13 protein-coding genes are annotated in these 22,494 nt (G+C 72.8%); 10 read left to right on the top strand and 3 right to left on the bottom strand.

The window, feature by feature from the left end; translation table 11 throughout:
- Positions 1–92: 92 nt before the first annotated feature.
- Entirely contained in the window at positions 93–2,033 is a 1,941-nt protein-coding gene (locus AB0E96_RS08515) for an ABC transporter ATP-binding protein (RefSeq protein WP_359820192.1), read from the top strand.
- Positions 2,030–3,877 carry an ABC transporter ATP-binding protein gene (locus AB0E96_RS08510; protein WP_359820190.1) on the top strand — a complete coding sequence of 616 codons (1,848 nt, stop codon included), beginning with the start codon at positions 2,030–2,032 and terminating at the stop codon, positions 3,875–3,877. Before AB0E96_RS08515 ends, AB0E96_RS08510 begins: the two co-directional genes overlap by 4 nt.
- Before the next feature lie 137 nt (positions 3,878–4,014).
- Here AB0E96_RS08510 and glgP read toward each other — a convergent pair whose 3' ends face one another.
- Positions 4,015–6,792 (bottom strand): alpha-glucan family phosphorylase, encoded by a 2,778-nt coding sequence (gene glgP / locus AB0E96_RS08505; RefSeq protein ID WP_359820187.1) that lies wholly within the window; start codon positions 6,790–6,792, stop codon positions 4,015–4,017.
- A gap of 1,041 nt (positions 6,793–7,833) precedes the next feature.
- Between glgP and AB0E96_RS08500 the strand changes: the two genes are divergently transcribed.
- The 7 genes from AB0E96_RS08500 to pyk all read left to right on the top strand — a co-directional run bounded on the left by AB0E96_RS08500 (position 7,834) and on the right by pyk (position 20,775).
- The gene (locus tag AB0E96_RS08500) at positions 7,834–9,789 is read left to right on the top strand and encodes an alpha-1,4-glucan--maltose-1-phosphate maltosyltransferase (RefSeq protein WP_359820228.1); all 1,956 of its coding nucleotides are present in this window, start codon (positions 7,834–7,836) and stop codon (positions 9,787–9,789) included.
- Positions 9,786–11,510, top strand: coding sequence for a maltose alpha-D-glucosyltransferase (gene treS, locus AB0E96_RS08495; protein ID WP_355262322.1), 1,725 nt, complete (start codon positions 9,786–9,788; stop codon positions 11,508–11,510). The genes AB0E96_RS08500 and treS overlap by 4 nt, the downstream gene beginning before the upstream one ends.
- 252 nt (positions 11,511–11,762) lie before the next feature.
- Positions 11,763–13,253: a maltokinase gene (locus AB0E96_RS08490; RefSeq protein ID WP_359820185.1), complete on the top strand. Its 1,491-nt coding sequence runs from the start codon at positions 11,763–11,765 to the stop codon at positions 13,251–13,253.
- Positions 13,254–13,523: 270 nt separating this feature from the next.
- Entirely contained in the window at positions 13,524–15,752 is a 2,229-nt protein-coding gene (gene glgB, locus AB0E96_RS08485; protein WP_359820226.1) for a 1,4-alpha-glucan branching enzyme, read from the top strand.
- Positions 15,753–15,903: 151 nt separating this feature from the next.
- The gene (gene pta, locus AB0E96_RS08480) at positions 15,904–18,033 is read left to right on the top strand and encodes a phosphate acetyltransferase (RefSeq protein ID WP_359820182.1); all 2,130 of its coding nucleotides are present in this window, start codon (positions 15,904–15,906) and stop codon (positions 18,031–18,033) included.
- Positions 18,030–19,253 carry an acetate kinase gene (locus tag AB0E96_RS08475; protein ID WP_359820180.1) on the top strand — a complete coding sequence of 408 codons (1,224 nt, stop codon included), beginning with the start codon at positions 18,030–18,032 and terminating at the stop codon, positions 19,251–19,253. The genes pta and AB0E96_RS08475 overlap by 4 nt, the downstream gene beginning before the upstream one ends.
- A gap of 94 nt (positions 19,254–19,347) precedes the next feature.
- The gene (gene pyk / locus AB0E96_RS08470) at positions 19,348–20,775 is read left to right on the top strand and encodes a pyruvate kinase (RefSeq protein ID WP_359820177.1); all 1,428 of its coding nucleotides are present in this window, start codon (positions 19,348–19,350) and stop codon (positions 20,773–20,775) included.
- A gap of 76 nt (positions 20,776–20,851) precedes the next feature.
- Here the strand turns inward: pyk and AB0E96_RS08465 are convergent, their stop codons facing one another.
- Together AB0E96_RS08465 and AB0E96_RS08460 are read right to left on the bottom strand one after the other, a co-directional pair.
- On the bottom strand, positions 20,852–21,262 hold the full coding sequence (locus AB0E96_RS08465; protein ID WP_359820175.1) for a hypothetical protein: 411 nt from the start codon (positions 21,260–21,262) through the stop codon (positions 20,852–20,854).
- A gap of 128 nt (positions 21,263–21,390) precedes the next feature.
- Positions 21,391–21,933, bottom strand: coding sequence for a hypothetical protein (locus tag AB0E96_RS08460; RefSeq protein ID WP_359820173.1), 543 nt, complete (start codon positions 21,931–21,933; stop codon positions 21,391–21,393).
- Positions 21,934–22,113: 180 nt separating this feature from the next.
- On the opposite strand from AB0E96_RS08460, the gene AB0E96_RS08455 reads away from it, so the two are divergent.
- Positions 22,114–22,494: winged helix-turn-helix domain-containing protein (locus AB0E96_RS08455; protein ID WP_359820170.1), on the top strand; the 381-nt coding region annotated here is incomplete at its 3' end.

Raw genomic sequence — 22,494 nt, 5'->3', positions numbered from 1 at the left:
GCCCGTTCGGGTGGCCGGTTCTCGCCGCGCGCCGCTGACAGGGGTGAAAAACCGGATGAGAAGTGACGGCCTCTCTGCCTACCCTCACCGCGATGGCCGAGAACAGACACGACCCCGAGAACCCTCCCCGGGACAGCACCCGGACCTCCGCCGCCGACACCGCAGACACCGCGACCGACGCCGCCGACACCCCCGGTCCGGCCGGTCCCGGGCCGCGGCGCTCCGCGCTCCGCTCCCTGCTGCGCCTGTGGCCGTACGCCCGCGCCGTCCGCGGCCGGCTGGCCGTCTCGGTGACGGCCGCCACCCTCGGCATGCTGAGCACCCTCGCCGTCCCGGTGGTCCTCGGCCTGATCGTGGACGGCCCGCTCGCCGAGCACGACCTGGCCGGCCTCTGGCCGCTGGTCGGCCTGCTGCTGCTCCTCGGCCTGGTCGAGGCCGCGCTGTTCTACACCCGCCGGGTGGTGCTGGCCCGCCCGCTGGCCGGGCTGGAGACGGCGATGCGCGGGGACCTCTTCGCCAAGCTCCAGCGGCTGCCGATCTCCTTCCACGACCGCTGGGGCTCCGGGCAGCTGCTCTCCCGGGCCACCGCCGACATGTACACCATGCGGCTCTTCCTGGCCTTCCCGCTGGTCTTCCTGATCGTCAACTCGGTGATGTTCCTGGCCGGCACCGTGGTGATGTTCACCCAGGACTGGCGGCTCGCGCTGATCGCCCTGGTGCCGGTCGTCCCGCTGTTCGTGCTCACCCGGCGGTTCGAGTCCGGCTTCTCCGGCACCGCCCGGCTCGCCCAGGACCAGAACGGGGACATCGCCACCCTGGTCGAGGAGTCCGTCCTCGGCATCCGCGTCCTCAAGGCCTTCGGCCGGCACCGGTCCATGGCCGACCGCTTCCGCGCCCGGACCCAGGAGCTGCGCCGCACCGAGCTGCGCAAGGCGCACCTGCTCGCCAACCTGTGGGCGGTCGTCGTCGGCCTGCCGGAGATCGCGCTGGCCTGCGCCCTCGCCGTCGGCTCCTACCTGGTGGCCCACGACGAGCTGAGCGCCGGCGCCCTGGTCGCCTTCCTCTCCACCGCGCTGGCGCTGCGCTGGCCGGTCGAGTCGCTCGGCTGGCTGCTCGCCTACGCCAACGAGGCGGCCACCGCCACCGACCGCTTCTTCGAGGTGCTGGACGAGCCGGACACCCCCGAGACGGACACCACCCCGGGCACCGCCCCGGGCACCGCCGCCCCTGGCACCACCGCGTTCGGCACCCCCGCCCCGGACGGCATCCGCTTCACCGGCGTCCGCTTCCGCTACCCCGACGCCCCCGACGACAGCCCCGACCTGCTGGCCGGCGTCGACCTGCACATCCGCAGCGGCGAGACCATGGCCCTGGTCGGCGCCACCGGCAGCGGCAAGACCACGCTCACCGCCCTGCTCCCCCGGCTGTACGAGGCCACCGCCGGCACCATCACCCTGGACGGCCGGGACATCCGCGACCTGCCCCGGCCGCGGCTGCGCGAACTCGTCGCGGTCGCCTTCGAGGAGCCCACCCTGTTCTCCGCCACCGTCCGGGAGAACGTCCTGATGGGCGCCCCCGGCGCCGGCGAGGAACAGCTGCGCACCGCCCTCGCCACCGCCCAGGCCGGCTTCGTCGACAAGCTCCCGCAGGGCCCGGACACCGAGGTCGGCGAGCAGGGCCTGAGCCTGTCCGGCGGCCAGCGCCAGCGCCTCGCGCTGGCCCGCGCGGTGGTCGGCGACCCGGCCTTCCTGGTGCTGGACGACCCGCTCTCCGCCCTGGACGTGCACACCGAGGCCCTGGTCGAACGGGCGCTGCGCGAGGTCCTCGGCACCACCACCGCCCTGGTGGTCGCCCACCGCCCCAGCACGGTGCTGCTCGCCGACCGGGTCGCGGTGCTCGCCGACGGCCGGATCGAGGCCGTCGGCACCCACCAGGAGCTGCTGCGCGACTGCGCGCACTACCGAGAACTGATGTCGGGCGAGGCCGCCCCGGTGCCCGACGGCCCCCTCATGGCGCAAGGAGGGCGCGCATGACCACCACCGCCGAACCCGTCCGCACCGGACCCCCCGCGCAGGCCGAGGAGGAACTGCCCCCGCCGCCCGCCGACGAGGAGGACATCCCCGTCCCGCCCGGCGCGCCCCGCGCACTGCTGCGCTCGCTGCTCGGCCCGCACCGGCGCCGGATCGCCGTCGCGATGGTGGTGATCCTGGTCCAGCAGGCGGCCCTCCAGTCCGGCCCGCTGCTGGTCGCGGTGGCGATGGACCGCGGCATCCCGGCGCTGCGCGAGCACGACTCCGGCCCGCTGATCGCGGTGGTCGCGGCCTACCTGTTCTGCGCCCTGCTCAGCCCGGTGCTGCAGTGGACGTTCATCAAGATCAGCGCCCGGGTCAACCAGGACATCCTGCTGGAGCTGCGCGGGCGGATCTTCCGGCACGCCCAGCGGCTCAGCCTGGACTTCCACGAGCGCTACACCTCGGGCCGGATCATCTCCCGCGCCACCAGCGACATCGACGCGCTGCGCGAGCTGCTCTCCGAGGGCCTCCAAGAGCTGCTGACCGTCCTGCTGTCGGTCTGCTACATCTCGGTGCTGCTGCTGGCGCTGGACTGGAAGCTCGGCCTGGTCTCGCTGGCGGCCTTCCTGCCGCTGGCCCTGATCGCCCGCTCCTTCCGCCGCCGCTCGCGCCGGGTCTACCGGCGCTCGCGCACCTCGGCCGCCTCGCTGATCGTCCGCTTCACCGAGACCATGAACGGCATCCGCCCGGTGCAGGCCTTCCGCCGGGAGAAGGCCAACGACGCCGCCTTCGCCGTGGTCAACGGGCAGTCCGCGACCGCGACGGCGGACGGTCTGCTGGAGATCGCCCGCTACGTCGGCCTCTCCCGCGCCACCGCCAACCTGTGGACCACCGGCGTGGTGCTGCTCGGCGCCTACCTGGTCGTGGACGACGCGCTGGAGCTGGGCGTGCTCACCGCCTTCGCGCTCTACCTGCGCCGGCTCTTCGACCCGATCGACCAGCTGGCGATGTTCCTGAACAGCTACCAGTCGGCCGCCGCCGCCCTGGAGAAGATCGCCGGCCTGCTCGCCCACGAGCCGACCGTCGCCGAGCCGGACGAGCCCGTCGAACTGCCGCGGGCCTCCGGCAAGGGCCGGGAGGTGTCCTTCGAGGGCACCCGCTTCGCCTACCGGACCGGCAAGGAGGTGCTGCCGGTCTTCGACCTGCGGATCCCGGCCGGGCAGACCGTCGCGGTGGTCGGCGCGACCGGGGCGGGCAAGTCGACGGTCGCCAAGCTGCTGGCCCGCTTCCACGACCCGACCGAGGGCCGGATCCGGCTGGACGGCGTGGACCTGCGCGACCTGGCCACCCCCGAGCTGCGGCGCGGGGTGGTGATGGTGACCCAGGAGTCCTTCCTGTTCTCCGGCACCGTCGCCGAGAACATCGCGATCGGCCGCCCCGGCGCCACCCGCGAGGAGGTCGAGCAGGCCGCCCGCGACATCGGCGCGTACGAGTTCGTCGCCGCCCTGCCGGACGGCTTCGACACCGACGTGCGCAAGCGCGGCGGCCGGATCTCGGCCGGGCAGCGCCAGCTGGTGGCCTTCGCCCGCGCCCTGCTGGCCGACCCGTCCGTGCTGATCCTGGACGAGGCGACCAGCTCGCTGGACGTCCCCGGGGAGCAGGCCGTGCAGCGGGCGATGCGCACCGTGCTGGCCGGCCGGACGGCCGTGATCATCGCCCACCGGCTCTCCACCGTGGAGATCGCCGACCGTGTCCTGGTGATGGATCAGGGCCGGATCGTGGAAGATGGCTCCCCACAGGAGCTGATCGACGGCTCCGGCCGTTTCGCCGCCCTCCACCGGGCCTGGCGGGACAGCCTGGTCTAGGGGCAGAGCCCCGGGCCCCACGAATGTGCCCGTCCGGGTGCGCCGTCACGCACCCGGCCGGGCATTCCCCACTTCCCCGCAGTCGTACGCGGGCGGCCGCCCGCCCGGTTCAGGCCGGCGGCCGCCCGCGGGCCGCGTCAGCGCAGCAGCCCGGCGTCCATCCCCGCCGACTCGACGGGCAGTGCGACCAGCCCCAGCTCGGCCGGCGAGGCCAGCCGCGGGTGGGCGGGCAGCACCCGGACGGTGTAGCCGAACGGGCCGGTCCGGCAGAGCTCCAGCAGGCCCTCGTAACGGGTGCGGCCGTCCAGGTCGGGCCCGCCGACCGGCTTGAGGGCGAGCAGGCAGGCGTCCGAGATCCGGTCCCGCTCGTCCACCCTGCCGGAGACCGCCTGCACCTCGACGTCGCCCGGCTGCAGCGTCCCGAGCGCGACCTGCACCCGCAGCGCCAGCGAGCTGCCCAGCTCCTGCGCCTCGGCCGGGCAGTCCGCCTCGACGTGCTCCACCCGGACGGCCGGCCACGCCTCCCGGACCTTCGCCTTCCAGGCCGCCAGCTCGCGGGCGCCCGCGAACCGCCCGCCCGCCTCCGGGCGCTCGTACCCGGTGCCGGAGCGTCCTCCGGCGTCGGCCGCCGGCCGCGCCCCGCCCTCGGCACCGGCGCGTCCTTCGGCCCGGGGCGGGAACCCGCCCACCAGCTCCCGCTGGGCCTGCGCCGCCGGGGCGTACAGCCGTTCGACATACTCCCGGACCATCCGCCCGGCCAGCACCTTGGGCCCGAGGGTGACCAGGGTGTGCCGGACCATGGCGATCCACTGCTGCGGCAGCCCGTCCGCGTCCCGGTCGTAGAACCGGGCGGCGACCTGGTGCTCGATCAGGTCGTAGAGCGCGGCGGCCTCGATGTCGTCGCGCCGCTCGGCCTCGCCGCTGTCCGGGTCGAGCACCCCGTCGCGCTCGTCGGCGGTGGGGATCGCCCAGCCGTTGCGGCCGTCGAACCACTCGTCCCACCAGCCGTCCAGGACGGACAGGTTGAGGCAGCCGTTGAGGGCGGCCTTCATCCCGGAGGTGCCGCAGGCCTCCAGCGGGCGCAGCGGGTTGTTCAGCCAGACGTCGCAGCCCGGGTAGAGCCGCTGGGCCATCGCCATGTCGTAGTCCGGCAGGAAGACGATCCGGTGCCGCACCGCCGGGTCGTCGGCGAAGGCGACCATCTGCTGGATCAGCCGCTTGCCGCCGTCGTCGGCCGGGTGGGCCTTGCCGGCGACCACGATCTGCACCGGCCGGGTGGGGTGCAGCAGCAGGGCGCGCAGCCGCTCCGGGTCGCGCAGCATCAGGGTGAGCCGCTTGTACGAGGGCACCCGGCGGGCGAAGCCGATGGTGAGCACGTCCGGGTCGAGCACCGAGGAGACCCAGCCGAGCTCGGCCTCGCCGGCCCCGCGCCGGCGCCAGGAGGCGTGCAGCCGGCGGCGGGCCTCCTCGACCAGCTGGGCCCGCAGGGTGCGCCGCAGCTCCCAGACCTCGGTGTTGCCGATCCTCTCCAGCCCCGTCCAGCGCTTGGTCTCGCCGGTGGTCATCGCCTCCTCGGCGCGCTCGGCGCCGAGCTCGGCGGCGCCGAGCCGGACGACCGCCGGGTCGATCCAGGTGGCGGCGTGCACCCCGTTGGTGACCGAGGTGATCGGCACCTCGGCGGGGTCGAAGCCCGGCCACAGGCCGCTGAACATCGAGCGGCTGACCTCGCCGTGCAGGGTGGAGACGCCGTTGGCGCGCTGGGCCAGCCGCAGGCCCATGGCGGCCATGTTGAAGAGCTTCGGGTCCCCGTCGCGCCAGCTCTCGGCGCCGAGCGCGAGCACCTGGTCGACCGGTACGCCCGGCAGCGCGGCGTCGCCGCCGAAGTGGCGGGCGACCAGCTCGCGGTCGAAGCGGTCGATGCCGGCCGGGACGGGCGTGTGGGTGGTGAAGAGCGTGCCGGCCCGGACGGCCTCCAGGGCGGCGGCGAAGTCGAGGCCGCCCTGGTCCTCGGCGACCAGTTCGCGGATGCGTTCCACACCGAGGAAGCCGGCGTGTCCCTCGTTGGTGTGGAAGACGTCGGGGGCGGGGTGCCCGGTGAGCCGGCAGTAGGCGCGCACCGCCCGGACGCCGCCGATGCCGAGCAGCATCTCCTGGAGCAGCCGGTGCTCGCTGCCGCCGCCGTACAGCCGGTCGGTGACGTCCCGCTCGGCGGGTGAGTTGGCCTCGATGTCGGAGTCGAGCAGCAGCAGCGGGACCCGCCCGACCTGGGCCCTCCAGACGTGGGCGGCCAGGGTGCGGCCGCCCGGCAGGGCGAGGTCGATCCGGCTGGGGGTGCCGTCGGGCTCCCGCAGCAGGCTGACCGCGAGTTCGTCCGGATCGAGCAGCGGGTAGCGCTCCTGCTGCCAGCCGTCCCGGCTCAGGGACTGGCGGAAGTAGCCGTGCCGGTAGAACAGGCCGACGCCGACGACCGGCACGCCGAGGTCGCTGGCGGCCTTGAGGTGGTCCCCGGCCAGGATGCCCAGTCCGCCGGAGTACTGGGGCAGTGCGGCGGCGATGCCGTACTCGGGGGAGAAGTAGGCGATCGCCGCGGGCAGCGGGTCGGCGTCGTCGGCCTGCTGGCGGGTCTGGTACCAGCGGGGGCCGGTCAGGTACTCGCGCAGGTCGTCGGCGAGGTCGCCGAGTCTGCGCTGGAAGCGCCGGTCGGTGGCGAGCGCCGCCAGTCGGGCGGCCGGTACCTCCCCGAGCAGCCGTACCGGGTCCTCGCCGGTCGCCGCCCAGACCTCCGGGTCCACGGACCGGAAGAGGTCCCTGGTCTCGGGGTGCCAGGACCAGCGCAGGTTGAGGGCCAGCTCGTGCAACGGCTGGAGTTGTTCGGGCAGGACGGTGCGGACGGTGAATCTGCGGATTGCCTTCACGGCGTGAAGCGTAGCCGCGGCGGTCGGCCGGACAGTGCGTCAAGTGGGCTATTGGGCATCCGTTCGGCCTATTGATGAGATCGCATTCGGCGCACAGGGCTGCACGGGGGGCGCGCGAGGCGCACATTTCGGGGGCCCGCGCTACCAATACGTGAACTCTTCGGTACGGGTTCATTTCCGATGGCGCATCCACCCGGGAGACGGCCTGAAACTACTGTCGTACCGCTGCAAAAACCTTGTCCCCGGTGCGAGGATGACCGAAGGTCGTTGATGCTGTGGGGAGTGCGACGACGGGTGGCGTCCCCCGCGAAGCAGCACGTCCGAATCCTTTTCGCGTTGACCGTTCCCGCCCTTCTTAGCCCATTCGGCGCTCGCCGCGCACGGACGCGTGTCCTCGCCCCCGGCCCGCTCGTTCACGGGTGGACCGGGTCGGCCAGGACGTGCCCCGCGCAGGCGTGCGCCGGGACGCACACGGGCTCCGGGGCGTCCCGCCGGCGGCCCGGCGGGCGCCGGGCAGGTTGCCGGGAACAGCGGCGCGGGCAGGCTTCCGGTCGCACGTCCTCCCCACCCAGCAGTCCTCCGGTACTCCCCCGGGCCGCCCCCGGCCCGCGGGGAGCTGCCGCCGATCTCGGGCAGGAGCTTGGCATGCACGGCGACACGCGGGACCAGTCCACACCGCTGGCCGAAGGCCTCGACGCAGCGGTCGCGGAATCCGCCGGACGGATGGATTCTGACACTCGGACAGATCCGGCGATGCCGGCGCCGAGGACCTCGGAGGCGGTCCGTGCCGGATCCTCCGAATCCCAAGCCTCTTCGGCACCCCGGCACCCCGGGGCCGAGGAGGACCGGGCGGCGGCCCCCCGCAGGCGCACCACCACGCGCCGCACCACCGCCACCGCCCCGAAGACCGCCGCTCCGAAGGCCACGGCTCCGAAGACGGCCGCCGAGGCCGCCCCCGCCAAGGCCCCGGCCACCGGGGCCCCCGCTCGGAAGGCCGCCGCCCGCAAGCCCTCCGCCCGCAAGACGACAGAGAGCGACACCGTGATCGGCCGCATCCCCGTCCTGGACGTCAGTCCCCTCGTCGACGCCGGCCGCCGCCCGGCCAAGGCCGTCGTCGGCGAGACCTTCCTGGTCACCGCGACCGTCTTCCGCGAGGGCCACGACGCCGTCAACGCCAACGTGGTGCTGCGCGACCCCCGCGGGCGCAGCGGGCCGTGGACGCCGATGCGCGAGCTGGCCGAGGGCACCGACCGCTGGGGGGCGTACGTCACCCCGACCGCGCCCGGCCGCTGGTCGTACCTGGTGGAGGCGTGGAGCGACCCGCTCGCCACCTGGCGCAGGACCGCCTCGGTGAAGCTGCCCGCCGGGATCGACACCGCGCTGGTCCTGGAGGAGGGCGCCCGGCTGCTGGAACAGGCCGCGGCCGGGGTGCCCAAGAAGGAGGGCCGGGCCGACGTCCTGGCCGCCGCCGACGTGCTGCGCGACCCGTCCCTGCCGCCGCTGTCCCGGCTGGCCGCCGCCCTCGCCCCCGAGGTGCTCGACGTGCTGGCCCGCCACCCGCTGCGCGAGCTGCTCAGCGCCTCCCGCCCGCTGCCGCTCCAGGTGGACCGCGAGCGCGCGCTGTTCGGCTCCTGGTACGAGTTCTTCCCCCGTTCGGAGGGCGCCGTGGTGGACCCGGCCGGCGTCGAGCCGCCGCGCCCGGGCAACCTGCGGTCCGCCGCCGAGCGGCTGCCGGCCGTCGCCGCGATGGGCTTCGACGTGGTCTACCTGCCGCCCGTCCACCCGATCGGCCGAGCCTTCCGCAAGGGCCCGGACAACACCCTGACGGCCGGTCCGCACGACGTGGGCTCGCCCTGGGCGATCGGCTCCCCCGAAGGCGGCCACGACGCCGTCCACCCGGACCTCGGCACCATCGAGGACTTCGACCACTTCGTCGCCGAGGCGCGCTCGCTGCACCTGGAGGTGGCGCTGGACTTCGCCCTCCAGTGCTCCCCCGACCACCCCTGGGTGAACAAGCATCCGGAATGGTTCAGCCACCGCACGGACGGCACCATCGCGTACGCCGAGAATCCGCCGAAGAAGTACCAGGACATCTATCCGATCAACTTCGACCAGGACATGGATGGAATCGTCAAGGAAACCATCCGGATCCTCCGTTTCTGGATGTCCCACGGCATCCGGATCTTCCGGGTGGACAACCCCCACACCAAACCGGTGGTGTTCTGGGAGAGGGTGCTCTCCGACGTCGCCCGGACCGACCCGGACGTGGTGTTCCTGGCGGAGGCCTTCACCCGCCCCGCGATGATGCACACCCTGGCGAAGATCGGATTCCACCAGTCGTACACGTACTTCACCTGGCGCACCACCAAACCGGAACTCACCGAGTACCTCACCGAACTCAGCGGCGACGCCGCCGCCTACATGCGGCCCAACTTCTTCACCAACACCCCGGACATCCTGCACGCGTACCTCCAGCACGGCGGCCGGGCCGCCTTCGCCGTCCGCGCGGTGCTCGCCGCCACCCTCTCCCCCAGCTACGGCGTCTACGCCGGCTACGAGCTGTACGAGAACGAGCCGGCCCACCCGGGCTCCGAGGAGTACCTGCACTCGGAGAAGTACGAGCTGCGCCCGCGCGACTGGAACCGCACCGACACCCTGGCCCCGCTGCTGACCGTGCTGAACCGGCTGCGCCGCCGCCACCCCGCCCTCCAGCAGCTGCGCGACCTGCGCTTCCACCCCACCGACAACGACCAGGTGCTCGCCTACTCCAAGACCGCGACCACCCCCGAGGGGCTCACCGACCAGGTCATCACCGTGGTGAACCTCGACCCGCACCACGTCCAGGAGGCCACCGTCGTACTGGACGGCGACGGCCCGTACGCGGTGCACGACGAGCTCACCGGCGCCGTCTACACCTGGGGCCGGCACAACTACGTCCGGCTCGATCCCTCAGCCGAGCCGGCTCACCTCCTCACGGTTCGGAGGAACCCAGCGTGACAGTGAACGAGCCCGTCCCCGACACCTTCCCCGAGACCTCGAAGAAGAAGCTCGACCCCGAGTGGTTCAAGCGTGCGGTCTTCTACGAGGTGCTGGTGCGGTCCTTCCAGGACAGCAACGGCGACGGGGTCGGGGACCTCAAGGGGCTCACGGCCAAGCTCGACTACCTCCAGTGGCTCGGGATCGACTGCCTCTGGCTCCCCCCGTTCTTCGCCTCGCCGCTGCGCGACGGCGGGTACGACGTGTCCGACTACACGTCGGTGCTGCCGGAGTTCGGCGACCTGGCCGACTTCATGGAGTTCGTCGACGCCGCCCACGCCCGCGGCATGCGCATCGTCATCGACTTCGTCATGAACCACACCAGCGACCAGCACCCGTGGTTCCAGGCTTCCCGGTCCGACCCCGACGGGCCGTACGGCGACTTCTACATGTGGGCCGACGACGACAAGCAGTACCCGGACGCCCGGATCATCTTCGTCGACACCGAGACCTCCAACTGGACCTACGACCCGGTCCGCAAGCAGTACTTCTGGCACCGCTTCTTCTCGCACCAGCCGGACCTCAACTACGACAACCCCCGGGTCCAGGACGAGATGATCGCCGGGCTGCGGTTCTGGCTCGACCTCGGCATCGACGGCTTCCGGCTGGACGCGGTGCCCTACCTGTTCGCCCGCGAGGGCACCAACTGCGAGAACCTGCCGGAGACCCACGAGTTCCTCCAGCGGGTCCGCAAGGAGATCGACGCCAACTACCCGGACACCGTGCTGCTCGCCGAGGCCAACCAGTGGCCGGAGGACGTCGTCGACTACTTCGGCGACTTCGCCTCGGGCGGCGACGAGTGCCACATGGCGTTCCACTTCCCGGTGATGCCGCGGATCTTCATGGCGGTGCGCCGGGAGTCGCGCTACCCGGTGTCGGAGATCCTCGCCAAGACCCCGCGGATCCCCGGCGGCTGCCAGTGGGGCATCTTCCTGCGCAACCACGACGAGCTGACCCTGGAGATGGTCACCGACGAGGAGCGCGACTACATGTACGCGGAGTACGCCAAGGACCCGCGGATGCGCGCCAACGTGGGCATCCGCCGCCGGCTCGCCCCGCTGCTGGAGAACGACCGCAACCAGATCGAGCTGTTCACCGCCCTGCTGCTCTCGCTGCCCGGCTCCCCGGTGCTCTACTACGGCGACGAGATCGGCATGGGCGACAACATCTGGCTCGGCGACCGGGACGGCGTGCGCACCCCGATGCAGTGGACCCCGGACCGCAACGCGGGTTTCTCCTCCGCCGACCCGGGCAGGCTCAGTCTGCCGCCCATCATGGACCCGGTGTACGGCTATCAGGTGACCAACGTCGAAGCGCAGCAGAGCAGTTCGAGTTCGCTGCTGCACTGGACGCGTCGCATGATCGAGATCCGCAAGCTCAATCCGGCGTTCGGCCTCGGAAGCTACGCCGAACTGCCCTCCAGCAACCCCGCCGTGCTGGCCTTCGTGCGCGAGCACGAGGGGGACCTGGTCATGTGCGTGAACAACTTCTCGCGGTTCGCGCAGCCGACCGAGCTGGACCTGCGGCAGTACGGCGGGCGGTACCCGGTCGAGCTGATCGGCGGGGTGCGCTTCCCGTCGATCGGCGAGTGGCCCTACCTGCTCACCCTCGCCGGACACGGCTTCTACTGGTTCCAGCTCCGGCAGCCCCCGCGCCTGAGCGGGACCAGGCGGTCGAAGTAACGATCCGTCGCACGCCGCACACCAGCACGGACAGCACCACCAGACCCTCCGGGGGCGCGAGTTGAAACCCCCGCGCCCCCGGAGTTCTCTGCACCACCGCGTACGGAGAACAGCCCAACGGCCACCCACACGAAGGCGTGACACCCGAGCCGTGCTCGCGTGCCGCGACCGCCGCGCCGCCGCAATCCGGAAGACTGACGGACCCGGCCACGACCCGTCGGGCAGTCCGCGTGCTTCCGGGGAAAGGGAGCCATGTCCGAAACCTCCCGTTCTCAAGCCGACCTCCAGGACGACGCCCCCGCCGGGCCCGCCACCACGGCGGGCACCCGGGGCGCCGGAGTCCGGAGAACCGCCCTGGGCGTCAGCGAACTCGTCCAGGCGGCCCTGCCGCTGATCGCCGCGTGGCTGCCCACCCAGCGCTGGTACGCCGGCAAGGGGCGCCCCATCACCGGCCTCACCCCGGTGGTCGGCACCCCGCTACAGGTCGGCGACCCCGCCCTGCTGCACCTGCTGCTGCGGGTCGAGCACGCCACCACGGCCGGCGCCCCGCACGGCGACATCTACCAGCTGCTGCTCGGCATCCGCTCCGGCGGGATCGGGGACATCGGGCCCGGCGCCGTGCTCGGCCGGCTCAGCCAGGGCCCGTACGACGGCGCGACCCTCTACGACGCGGTGCACGACCCGGAACTCACCGGGCGACTGCTCGAACACCTGGCCACCGGCGACCGCTTCGGCGCGCTGTCCTTCCGCCGCACCCCCGGCTCCGGACTGCCCGCCAACCTCCCCGGCCGCGCCTCCACCGCCGAGCAGTCCAACAGCTCGGTCATCTACGGCACCTCGTACATCCTCAAGCTGTTCCGCCGCATCCACCCCGGCACCAACCCCGACCTCGAACTCTCGCTCGCCCTCTCCCGGGCCGGCTCCACCCGCATCCCCCGGGTCGCCGCCTGGTTCGAGAGCCGGATGGAACGCGCCGAACCCGCCACCCTCGGGCTGCTGCAGCGCTACCTGCCGGACGCCGAGGACGGCTGGGAACTCGCCCTCGACCAGGTCGGCCGGCTCAAGGGCGACCGCTCCCCCGGCAACTTCGCCATCGAGGCGCACCGGCTCGGCCGGGCCACCGCCGAGGTGCACCGGGTGCTCGCCCGCTCGATGCCGGTCGCCCGGCTCGACCGCACCCAGACCGGCCGGCTGGCCGGCGCGATGGCCGACCGGCTGGACAGCGCCGTCGCCGCCGTCCCCGGGCTGCTGCGCTTCCGGGCCGCACTGCGCACCGCCTTCCAGCAGCTCGCCGACGCCCACCCGGACGGCCTGCCGGTCCAGCGCATCCACGGCGACCTCCACCTCGGACAGGCGATGCGCACCCCGCACGGCTGGGTGCTGCTCGACTTCGAGGGCGAGCCGGCCAAGTCGGTCAACGAGCGCCGCGAACCGCAGCCCGCGCTGCGCGACGTCGCCGCGATGCTGCGCTCCTTCGACTACGCGGCCGCCCACCTGCTGGCCGGCGGCCCGGTCGACCCCGAACTGGCCCACCTGGCCGCCGCCTGGGCCCAGCGCAACCGCACCGCCTACTGCGCCGGCTACACCGCCGGCGGCGGCGCCGACCCGGCCGCCTCGCCGGAGCTGATGCGGGCCCTGGAGATCGACAAGGCGGTGTACGAGGTGGTGTACGAGGCCCGGCACCGGCCGAGCTGGCTGCCGATCCCGCTGGCCGCGATCAGCCGGCTCGCCCTGTCCGTCTGACCCCCGCTACCTGTCCCGCCCGCAGGAGTTCGCCCACCCCCGTCGCAGGAGGACCCCGCCGTGACGCCGATCGACCCGACCGGCCGCCCCACCCGCCCCGTACCGGCCACCTTCCTGGCCGGACCGCTCCCAGCCGAAGGGCGGGCGGCCGAAGGACGCGCCGGCCACGAGCACACGGCGCACCGGGCGGCCGAGGAGGGGGGCGCCGGCATCGGCTCGGAGCCCCCGCCCGCCGTCCAGCCCGCCGACCCGCCCGCGGCCCGGCCGCCCCTGGGCGCCGAACACCCCGCCCCCACCGGGACGCTGCGGCTGCCCGAGGCACCGCTGCCACCGGCCGAGGTCGACCGGCTGGTGGGCGGGCAGCACCACGACCCGCACGCACTGCTCGGCGCCCACCCGGTGCACGGCGGCACGGCGATCCGGGTGCTGCGCCCGTTCGCCGAGCGGGTGGTCGTCGAGACCACCCACGGACCGGCCGAACTCACCCACCAGCAGGGCGGGTTGTTCACCGGACTGGTGGCCGGCGGGGAACCGCCCGAATACACCCTGCTGGTGACGTACCCCGGCGGCGAGCCGCAGCGCCAGCACGACGGCTACCGCACCCCGCCCACCCTCGGCGAGCTCGACCTGCACCTGATCTCCGAGGGCCGGCACGAGCAGCTGTGGCGGGCGCTCGGCTCGCACGTGCGCACCGTCGACGGGGTGACGGGCACCGCCTTCGCGGTCTGGGCGCCGAACGCCGTCGGGGTGCGGCTGATCGGCGGCTTCAACCACTGGGACGGCACCGGGCACCCGATGCGCTCGCTCGGCTCCTCCGGGATCTGGGAGCTGTTCGTCCCCGGCCTGGCCGAGGGCGCCACCTACAAGTACGAGGTGCACACCCGGCAGGGCTGGGTGCTGGACAAGGCCGACCCGCTGGCCCGGGCCGCCCAGTGCCCGCCCGGCACCGCCTCGGTGGTCACCTCCTCCGACTACGCCTGGCAGGACGGCGAGTGGATGGGCCGCCGGGCCCGCGCAGCGCACCACCGGGCGCCGATGTCGGTGTACGAGCTGCACCTGCCGTCCTGGCGCCCGGAGCTCACCACCTACCGCGCCATCGCCGAGGAACTCCCCGGCTACCTCAAGGAGTTGAACTTCACCCACGTGGAGTTCATGCCGGTGATGGAGCACCCCTTCGGCGGCTCCTGGGGCTACCAGGTGTCCGGCTACTACGCCCCCACCGCCCGGCTCGGCGGCCCCGACGACTTCCGCCACCTGGTGGACACCCTGCACCGGCACGGCATCGGCGTGATCGTCGACTGGGTGCCCGCGCACTTCCCCAAGGACGACTTCGCGCTCGCCCGCTTCGACGGCGAGCCGCTGTACGAGCCCGCCGACCCGCTGCGCGCCGAGCACCCGGACTGGGGGACGCTGGAGTTCGACTACGGCCGCAAGGAGGTGCGCAACTTCCTCGTCGCCAACGCGGTCTACTGGTGCGAGGAGTTCCACATCGACGGCCTGCGGGTGGACGCCGTCGCCTCGATGCTCTACCTGGACTACTCCCGCGAGGGCGGCGACTGGACGCCCAACCGGCACGGCGGCCGGGAGAACCTGGACGCGGCCGCCTTCCTCCAGGAGATGAACGCCACCGTCTACCGGCGCTGCCCGGGCGTGATCACCATCGCCGAGGAGTCCACCGCCTGGGACGGCGTCACCCGCCCCACCGACGCCGGCGGCCTCGGCTTCGGACTGAAGTGGAACATGGGCTGGATGCACGACTCGCTGGTCTACATGTCCAAGGAGCCGGTGCACCGCAAGTACCACCACAACGAGATCACCTTCTCGATGGTGTACGCCTACTCGGAGAACTACGTCCTGCCGATCTCGCACGACGAGGTGGTGCACGGCAAGCAGGCGCTGGTCTCCAAGATGCCCGGCGACTGGTGGCAGCAGCGCGCCAACCACCGCGCCTACCTGGGCTTCATGTGGTCCCACCCCGGCAAGCAACTGCTGTTCATGGGGCAGGAGTTCGCCCAGGGCGCGGAGTGGGACCACGAGCAGGGCCCGCAGTGGTGGGTGCTCGACGAGCAGTGGCCGGCCCACGCGGACCACCTCGGGGTGCGCCGCCTCGTCCGCGACCTCAACCGGTGCTACCTCGACACCCCGGCACTGTGGGAGCTGGACACCGTCCCGGACGGCTTCCGCTGGCTCGACGGCGGCGCCGCCGAGGACAACCTGCTCTCCTTCGTCCGGTACGCGGCCGACGGCTCGCCGCTGGTCGCGGTCTGCAACTTCTCGCCGGTCGTCCGGCACGGCCACCGGGTCGGCCTGCCCCGGTTGGCGGGCCGCGAGCAGCTGTGGGAGGAGGCACTGAACACCGACGCCGAGGAGTACGGCGGCAGCGGCGTCGGCAACTCCCACCCGGTCAAGGCCGAGCCGGTGGAGTGGGACGGCCAGCCGCGGTCCGCCGAACTGGTCCTCCCCCCGCTCGCCACCGTCTGGCTCCGCCCGGCACGCTGAACCCCTTCCCGGGTGCCCGCGCCGCCGGGCACCCGGGCGGGACCTCCGCCCCTTGCCCGAACCCCGCCGCTCTGCTCGCGGACGGCCGTTCGGGGTGCGAAGGTATGGTCGATATGACCACTTTCCGAGACGACGGGACGGAGACACCCACGTGGCGCGCAGCGTGTACGTGACCGGCATCGACCGGGGGGACGGCCGGCAGGCGGTCGAACTCGGGGTCATGGAACTGCTCACCCGCCAAGTGGACCGGGTCGGGGTGTTCCGCCCCCTGGTGCACGCCGCCGACCCCGGGCAACCGGGCACCGACCACGTGGTCGAGCTGCTGCGCGGCCGCTACCGGATCGACCTGCCGGGCACCGAGCTGTACGGCCTCACCTACGAGGAGGCCGCCGCGCTCCAGGCCGCCCAGGGGCAGGACGAGCTGGTCTCCGCCCTGGTCGACCGCTTCCACGCGATGGAGCGGCACTGCCAGGCGGTGCTGGTGCTCGGCACCGACTTCGCCGACACCAGCATCCCGGACGAGCTGGCCTTCAACGCCCGCCTGGCCAACGAGTTCGGCGCCGCCGTGCTGCCGGTGGTCGGCGGGCACGGCGAGGACGCCGAGACCGTGATCGCCGAGGTGCGCAACGCCCACCGCGCGTACACCGACCTCGGCTGCCAGACCCTGGCGATGGTCGCCAACCGGGTCGCCCCCGGCGCCAAGCAGCGGATCCAGCGCACCCTCACCGAGAAGCTTCCGATCCCCGCCTACGTCATCCCGGAGGAGCCGGCCCTGGCCGCGCCCACCGTCGCGCAACTGGTCGAGGCGACCGGCGCCGAGGTGCTGCTCGGGGACGCCGCCGGGCTCGCCCGGGACGTGCGCGGCTACGTCTTCGGCGGCGCCATGCTGCCCACCTTCCTGGACGCGCTGACCGAGGGCGCCCTGGTGGTCACCCCCGGGGACCGCGCCGACCTGGTGATCGGCTCACTGGCCGCGCACGCCGCCGGCGCCCCGCCGATCGCCGGCGTGCTGCTGACGCTCGGCCAGCACCCGGGCCCCAACGTGATGGCGCTGGCCGCCCGGCTCGCCCCCGGCACCCCGGTCGCGGTCGTCCCGGAGGGCAGCTGGCCCACCGCCGCCCATCTGACCCACCTGGAGGGCAAGCTCACCTCGGCCAGCCCCCGGAAGGCCGAGATCGCCCTCGGCCTGTTCGAACTGCACGTCGACACGGCCGAGTTGACCAACCTGATCGAGGTCCGCCGGTCCGAGCGGGTCACCCCGATGATGTTCGAGCACGAGCTGCTGGAACGCGCCCGGGGCACCCGCCGGCACGTCGTCCTGCCCGAGGGCACCGAGGAGCGGGTCCTGCGCGCGGCCGAGATCCTGCTGCGCCGCAACATCTGCGACCTCACCCTGCTCGGCGACGTGGACGCGGTGCGCCGCAAGGCCGCGAGCCTGAGCATCGAACTGCCGCAGGAGGACCCGGCCGCCGACCGCGCCCAGGTGCGGATCGTCGACCCGGCCACCAGCCCGCTGCGCCGCCAGTTCGCCGAGCTGTACGCGAAGCTGCGCGCCCACAAGGGGATGACCGTCGAGCTGGCCCTGGACGTCGTCACCGACGTCTCGTACTTCGGCACCCTGATGGTCCAGGAGGGCATCGCGGACGGCATGGTCTCCGGCGCGGTGCACTCCACCGCCGCCACCATCCGGCCCGCCTTCGAGGTGATCAAGACCTCGCCGGGCGCGTCGATCGTCTCCTCGGTCTTCTTCATGTGCCTGGCCGACAAGGTGCTGGTGTACGGCGACTGCGCCGTCAACCCCGACCCGGACGCCCAGCAGCTGGCCGACATCGCCATCCAGGCGGCCGCCACCGCTGCCCAGTTCGGGGTGGAGCCGCGGGTCGCGATGCTCTCGTACTCGACCGGCACCTCCGGCTCCGGCGCGGACGTCGACAAGGTCCGCAAGGCCACCGAGCTGGTCCGCGAGCTGCGGCCGGACATCCTGGTCGAGGGGCCGATCCAGTACGACGCGGCGGTGGACGCCCGCGTCGCGGCCACCAAGCTGCCGGGCTCCCCGGTGGCCGGGCGGGCCACCGTGCTGATCTTCCCGGACCTCAACACCGGCAACAACACCTACAAGGCGGTCCAGCGCTCGGCCGGGGCCGTCGCGGTCGGACCGGTGCTCCAGGGGCTGCGCAAGCCCGTCAACGACCTCTCCCGCGGGGCGCTGGTGCAGGACATCGTCAACACCGTCGCGATCACCGCGATCCAGTCGCAGGACCACAAGGAGGCCACCGCATGAGCGACGGAACCCGCGTCCTGGTCCTGAACGCCGGCTCCTCGTCGGTGAAGTACCAGCTGATCGACATGCTGGACGGGGCCAAGCTCGCCGCCGGGCTGGTCGAGCGGATCGGCGAGGCCGGCGGGCGCCTGGTGCACACCCCGCGCACCGGCGGCCCGCGCGAGACCCTCCAGGCCTTCCCGGACCACGCCTCCGCGCTCAAGGCCGTCGCCGAGGAGCTGGCCGCCGACGGCCTCGGGCTGGACTCCCCCGAGCTGGCCGCGATCGGCCACCGAGTGGTGCACGGCGGGCTGCGGTTCACCGAGCCGACCGTGATCACCGACGACGTGGTCAAGGAGATCCGCCGGCTGATCCCCGTCGCCCCGCTGCACAACCCGGCCAACATCACCGGCATCGAGGTGGCCCGCGCGCTGCGCCCCGACCTCCCCCAGGTGGCCGTCTTCGACACCGCCTTCCACGCCTCGATGCCCGAGTACTCGGCCCGGTACGCGATCGACCGGGCCGTCGCCGACGAGCACCGGGTGCGCCGCTACGGCTTCCACGGCACCTCGCACCAGTACGTCTCGCGGGCCACCGCCCGGCTGCTCGGCAAGGACCCGGCCGAGGTCAACGTGATCGTGCTGCACCTGGGCAACGGCGCCTCCGCCTCGGCCGTCGGCGGCGGCCGCTGCCTGGACACCTCGATGGGCCTGACCCCGCTGGAGGGCCTGGTCATGGGCACCCGCTCGGGGGACATCGACGCCGGCGTGGTGTTCCACCTGCACCGGGTCGGCGGGCTGTCCGTGGACGAGATCGACGACCTGCTCAACCGCCGCAGCGGCCTGCGCGGGCTGTGCGGCGAGAACGACATGCGCGGGATCATGCGCCGGGCCGACGAGGGGGACGAGGACGCGAAGCTGGCGTTCGACGCGTACGTCCACCGGCTGCGCAAGTACATCGGCGGCTACTACGCGGTGCTCGGCCGGGTGGACGCGATCGCGTTCACCGCCGGCGTCGGGGAGAACGCGGCGCCGGTGCGCGCGGCGGCCACCGCGGGACTGGAGGAACTGGGCATCGCCGTCGACCCGGAACTGAACTCGGTGCGGTCCGGCGAGGCGCGGATCATCTCGCCCGAGTACGCCCGGGTGAAGGTCGCCGTGGTGCCCACCGACGAGGAGCTGGAGATCGCCCGACAGGCCTTCGCGCTGGTGCACCGGGAACGCCGGGAGTCCGAGGACTGACACGGATCCGTCTCACTCCTCGGAATTTTTCGTCGGCGATTCCTCCCGGTGCGTGCCGAATGCACCTATAACACGAACGGATAGACTGATCCATATGCGCCGAGCGAAAATTGTCTGCACCCTGGGTCCGGCGACGGACTCCTACGAACAGCTGAAGGCCATCGTCGAGGCGGGCATGAACGTCGCCCGACTGAACATGAGCCACGGCAACCACGCGGACCACGAGGAGCGGTACCGCAAGGTCCGCCAGGTCTCGGAGGACACCGGCAAGGCCATCGGCGTCCTGGCCGACCTCCAGGGTCCCAAGATCCGTCTGGCGACCTTCGCCAACGGCCCGGTGACCGTCGACAACGGCGACGAGTTCACCATCACCACCGAGGACGTCCCCGGTGACCAGCACATCTGCGGCACCACCTACAAGGGCCTGCCCGGCGACGTGAAGCCCGGCGACCCGATCCTGATCAACGACGGCGTCATCGCCCTAGAGGTCGTCAGCGTCGACGGCCCGCGGGTGAGGACCGTGGTGGTCGAGGGCGGCGTGCTCTCGAACAACAAGGGCATCAACCTGCCCGGCGCGGCCGTGAACGTGCCCGCCCTGTCCGAGAAGGACAAGGACGACCTGCGCTTCGCGCTGCGCCTGGGCGTCGACATGATCGCCCTGTCCTTCGTCCGCAACGCGGACGACATCAAGGACGTCCACGAGGTCATGGACGAGGTCGGCATCCGCGTGCCGGTCATCGCCAAGATCGAGAAGCCGCAGGCCGTCGAGGCCATGGAGGAGATCGTCCTCGCCTTCGACGCCATCATGGTCGCCCGCGGCGACCTGGCCGTGGAGTACCCGCTGGAGCGGGTGCCGCTGGTCCAGAAGCAGCTGGTCACCCTGGCCCGCCGCAACGCCAAGCCGGTCATCGTCGCCACCCAGATGATGGAGTCGATGATCCACGCCTCGCGCCCGACCCGCGCCGAGGTCTCCGACGTCGCCAACGCCATCCTGGACGGCGCCGACGCGGTCATGCTGTCCGCCGAGTCGAGCGTCGGCAAGTACCCGGTCGAGACCGTCCGCACCATGGCCCGGATCTGCGAGACGGCCGAGGGGGAGCTGCTCGCCCAGGGCCTCCAGCCGCTCAACCCGGGCCGCAAGCCGCGCACCCAGGGCGGCTCGGTCGCCCGCGCCGCGTGCGAGCTGGGCGACTTCCTGGACGGCAAGGCCCTGGTCGCCTTCACCAAGTCCGGTGACACCGCCCGCCGGCTGTCCCGCTACCGCTCGCCGATCCCGGTGATCGCCTTCACCCCGGACACCGCCACCCGCAACCAGCTCTCGCTGAGCTGGGGCGTCGAGGCCTACGTGACCGAGCAGGTGGCCACCACCGACGCGATGGTCGCGCAGGTCGACCGGGAGCTGCTGCGGATGGGCCGGCTCGGCGAGGGCGAGACCGTCATCGTCACCGCCGGTGTCCCGGTCGGCATCCCCGGCACCACCAACATGGTGCAGGTGCACCACCTGGGCACCCGGAGCGAGTGAGCACCCGTCAGGCCCGAACGCCCGTGGGGCGGTCCTCCTCCGGGAGGGCCGCCCCACGGGCGTCGTACGTCACCCGCTACTCGTTGCTGTAGGGGGCGTCGTCGTTGAACAGGTGCATCCCCGGGATGTGCAGGGTGCCGCCGAACTGGCCGGCCTGCTTGGCGGTGACGCCGGTCAGCTCCAGGTCCAGCGGGATCGGGATGGAGCCGATCAGGTCGTACAGCCAGCGCGGCAGGGTGTCCGGAGTGAGGGTGATCTCGCCCAGGTCGATCGGGATCGGCAGGCCGAGCACCTTGGAGAGGTGACCGGACAGCCGCTCCACGTACATGGTGACCGCGCCGCCGCGCATCGTCGAGGTGGAGCCCGGGGCGCCCTGGACGTGGAAGGTCACCCCGTTGCCCTGCAGGGTCGACATGTCGAGGTTGTCGATGTCGACGCTGTCGACCACGAACTTCAGGACGCGCTTGCTGCCGGTCGGGGTCCTCACGTCGTAGACGCCGTGGAAGGCCGCGCCGTGCAGGGCGAGCCGACTGGTCTTCAGGGTCCAGTTCTGCTCCGGGACGACGTGCCCGGGGGCGGGCGCGCCGGCGGTCCCGGTCCGGTCGTGCGGGCCGGTCAGTTCCAGGGGTTGGCCGGCTGGTCGTTGATGGCCGTCCAGAAGCGGGTGTTGTTGGGGATGTTGCCGTAGGCCCAGAAGGTCCAGCCGCCGCCCAGCGACAGGTCGGGCCCGTAGCGGCCGTCGTGGAACTCGGCCTCGCGCCAGGCGGCCCCGAAGGAGGCCTGGCAGATGCTGTCGGCGGCGGCCCGGCTGTTCAGGCGGGCGCCCTTGACCGGCTGGCTGAGGGCGACGGTGCCCTGCGCCCAGCCGTTGTGGAAGGCGATGGTGAGGCCGTCCGGGGCGGGGCTGCCGTCGACGTTGAGGCAGAGCACGGGCAGCGAGACGGACGGCGCGGTGTCGCCGCTGTAGGCGTTGCTCGGGCTGCCGCCGGGGCCGCCGACCTGGACGGTGCCCTCCGGGCCGTAGGAGACGGCGGACCAGGTCATCCCGAGGTGGGTGGCCGGCCCGGTGGCGGCGGAGGCCGGGGCCGCGGTGAGCGGGATCAGGGCGGCCGCGGCGACGGCGGTCGCGGTGGCGACGGCCTTCTTCAGACGGTTCATCAACTGCTCCTGAGTTCAGTGTCTCTCACTGTGTGACCGGCTCGTTTCGGCCGGTGCACAAGAAAGTTCTCAACCGAACGCACACAACTGGCATGATCTGATCATCAGTTCGTCACCACACGCGCTCATCCATCACGGCGGCGGCCGTCCCCGGCCTCCGCAGCCCCCGGGAGGGACCGCTTGGAGTTCAGGATCCTCGGCTCGCTGGAGGTGTGGACCGGCGACGGCCGACGCGTCCCCTCCGAAGGCTCCCGCCAGGAACGGCTGCTGGCCGCCCTGCTGCTCAACGCGGACAGCTCCGTCCCGGTCAGCCGGCTGGTGGACGCCGTCTGGGACGAGCAGCCGCCGGCCACCGCCACCCGCCAGGTCCGCAACCTCGCCGGACTGCTGCGGCGCCGCTTCACCGAGGCCGACCCGGACGCACCGCCCGTCCTGCTGACCGACGGCCGCGGCTACCGGATCACCCTCACCGGCCACCGCCTGGACGCCCGTGACTTCACCGACCGGCTCGCCCTCGCCCGCGACGAGGCCGCCGCCGGACGCCCCCCGGCGGCGGTCGAC

It is taken from the genome of Kitasatospora sp. NPDC036755 (genome assembly GCF_040636595.1).
Taxonomy (GTDB): domain Bacteria; phylum Actinomycetota; class Actinomycetes; order Streptomycetales; family Streptomycetaceae; genus Kitasatospora.
Note: the sequence above shows the minus strand (reverse complement) of the source record. Positions and strands in the feature narration are given on the sequence as shown.

Excerpts from the sequence above, each read along its gene's own strand:
- AB0E96_RS08510 (WP_359820190.1), top strand. The coding sequence starts at position 2,030 with ATGACCACCACCGCCGAACCCGTCCGCACCGGACCCCCCGCGCAGGCC.
- AB0E96_RS08475 (WP_359820180.1), top strand. The coding sequence starts at position 18,030 with ATGAGCGACGGAACCCGCGTCCTGGTCCTGAACGCCGGCTCCTCGTCG.
- AB0E96_RS08460 (WP_359820173.1), bottom strand. The coding sequence starts at position 21,933 with ATGAACCGTCTGAAGAAGGCCGTCGCCACCGCGACCGCCGTCGCCGCG.
- AB0E96_RS08515 (WP_359820192.1), top strand. The coding sequence starts at position 93 with ATGGCCGAGAACAGACACGACCCCGAGAACCCTCCCCGGGACAGCACC.
- AB0E96_RS08490 (WP_359820185.1), top strand. The coding sequence starts at position 11,763 with ATGTCCGAAACCTCCCGTTCTCAAGCCGACCTCCAGGACGACGCCCCC.
- pyk (WP_359820177.1), top strand. The coding sequence starts at position 19,348 with ATGCGCCGAGCGAAAATTGTCTGCACCCTGGGTCCGGCGACGGACTCC.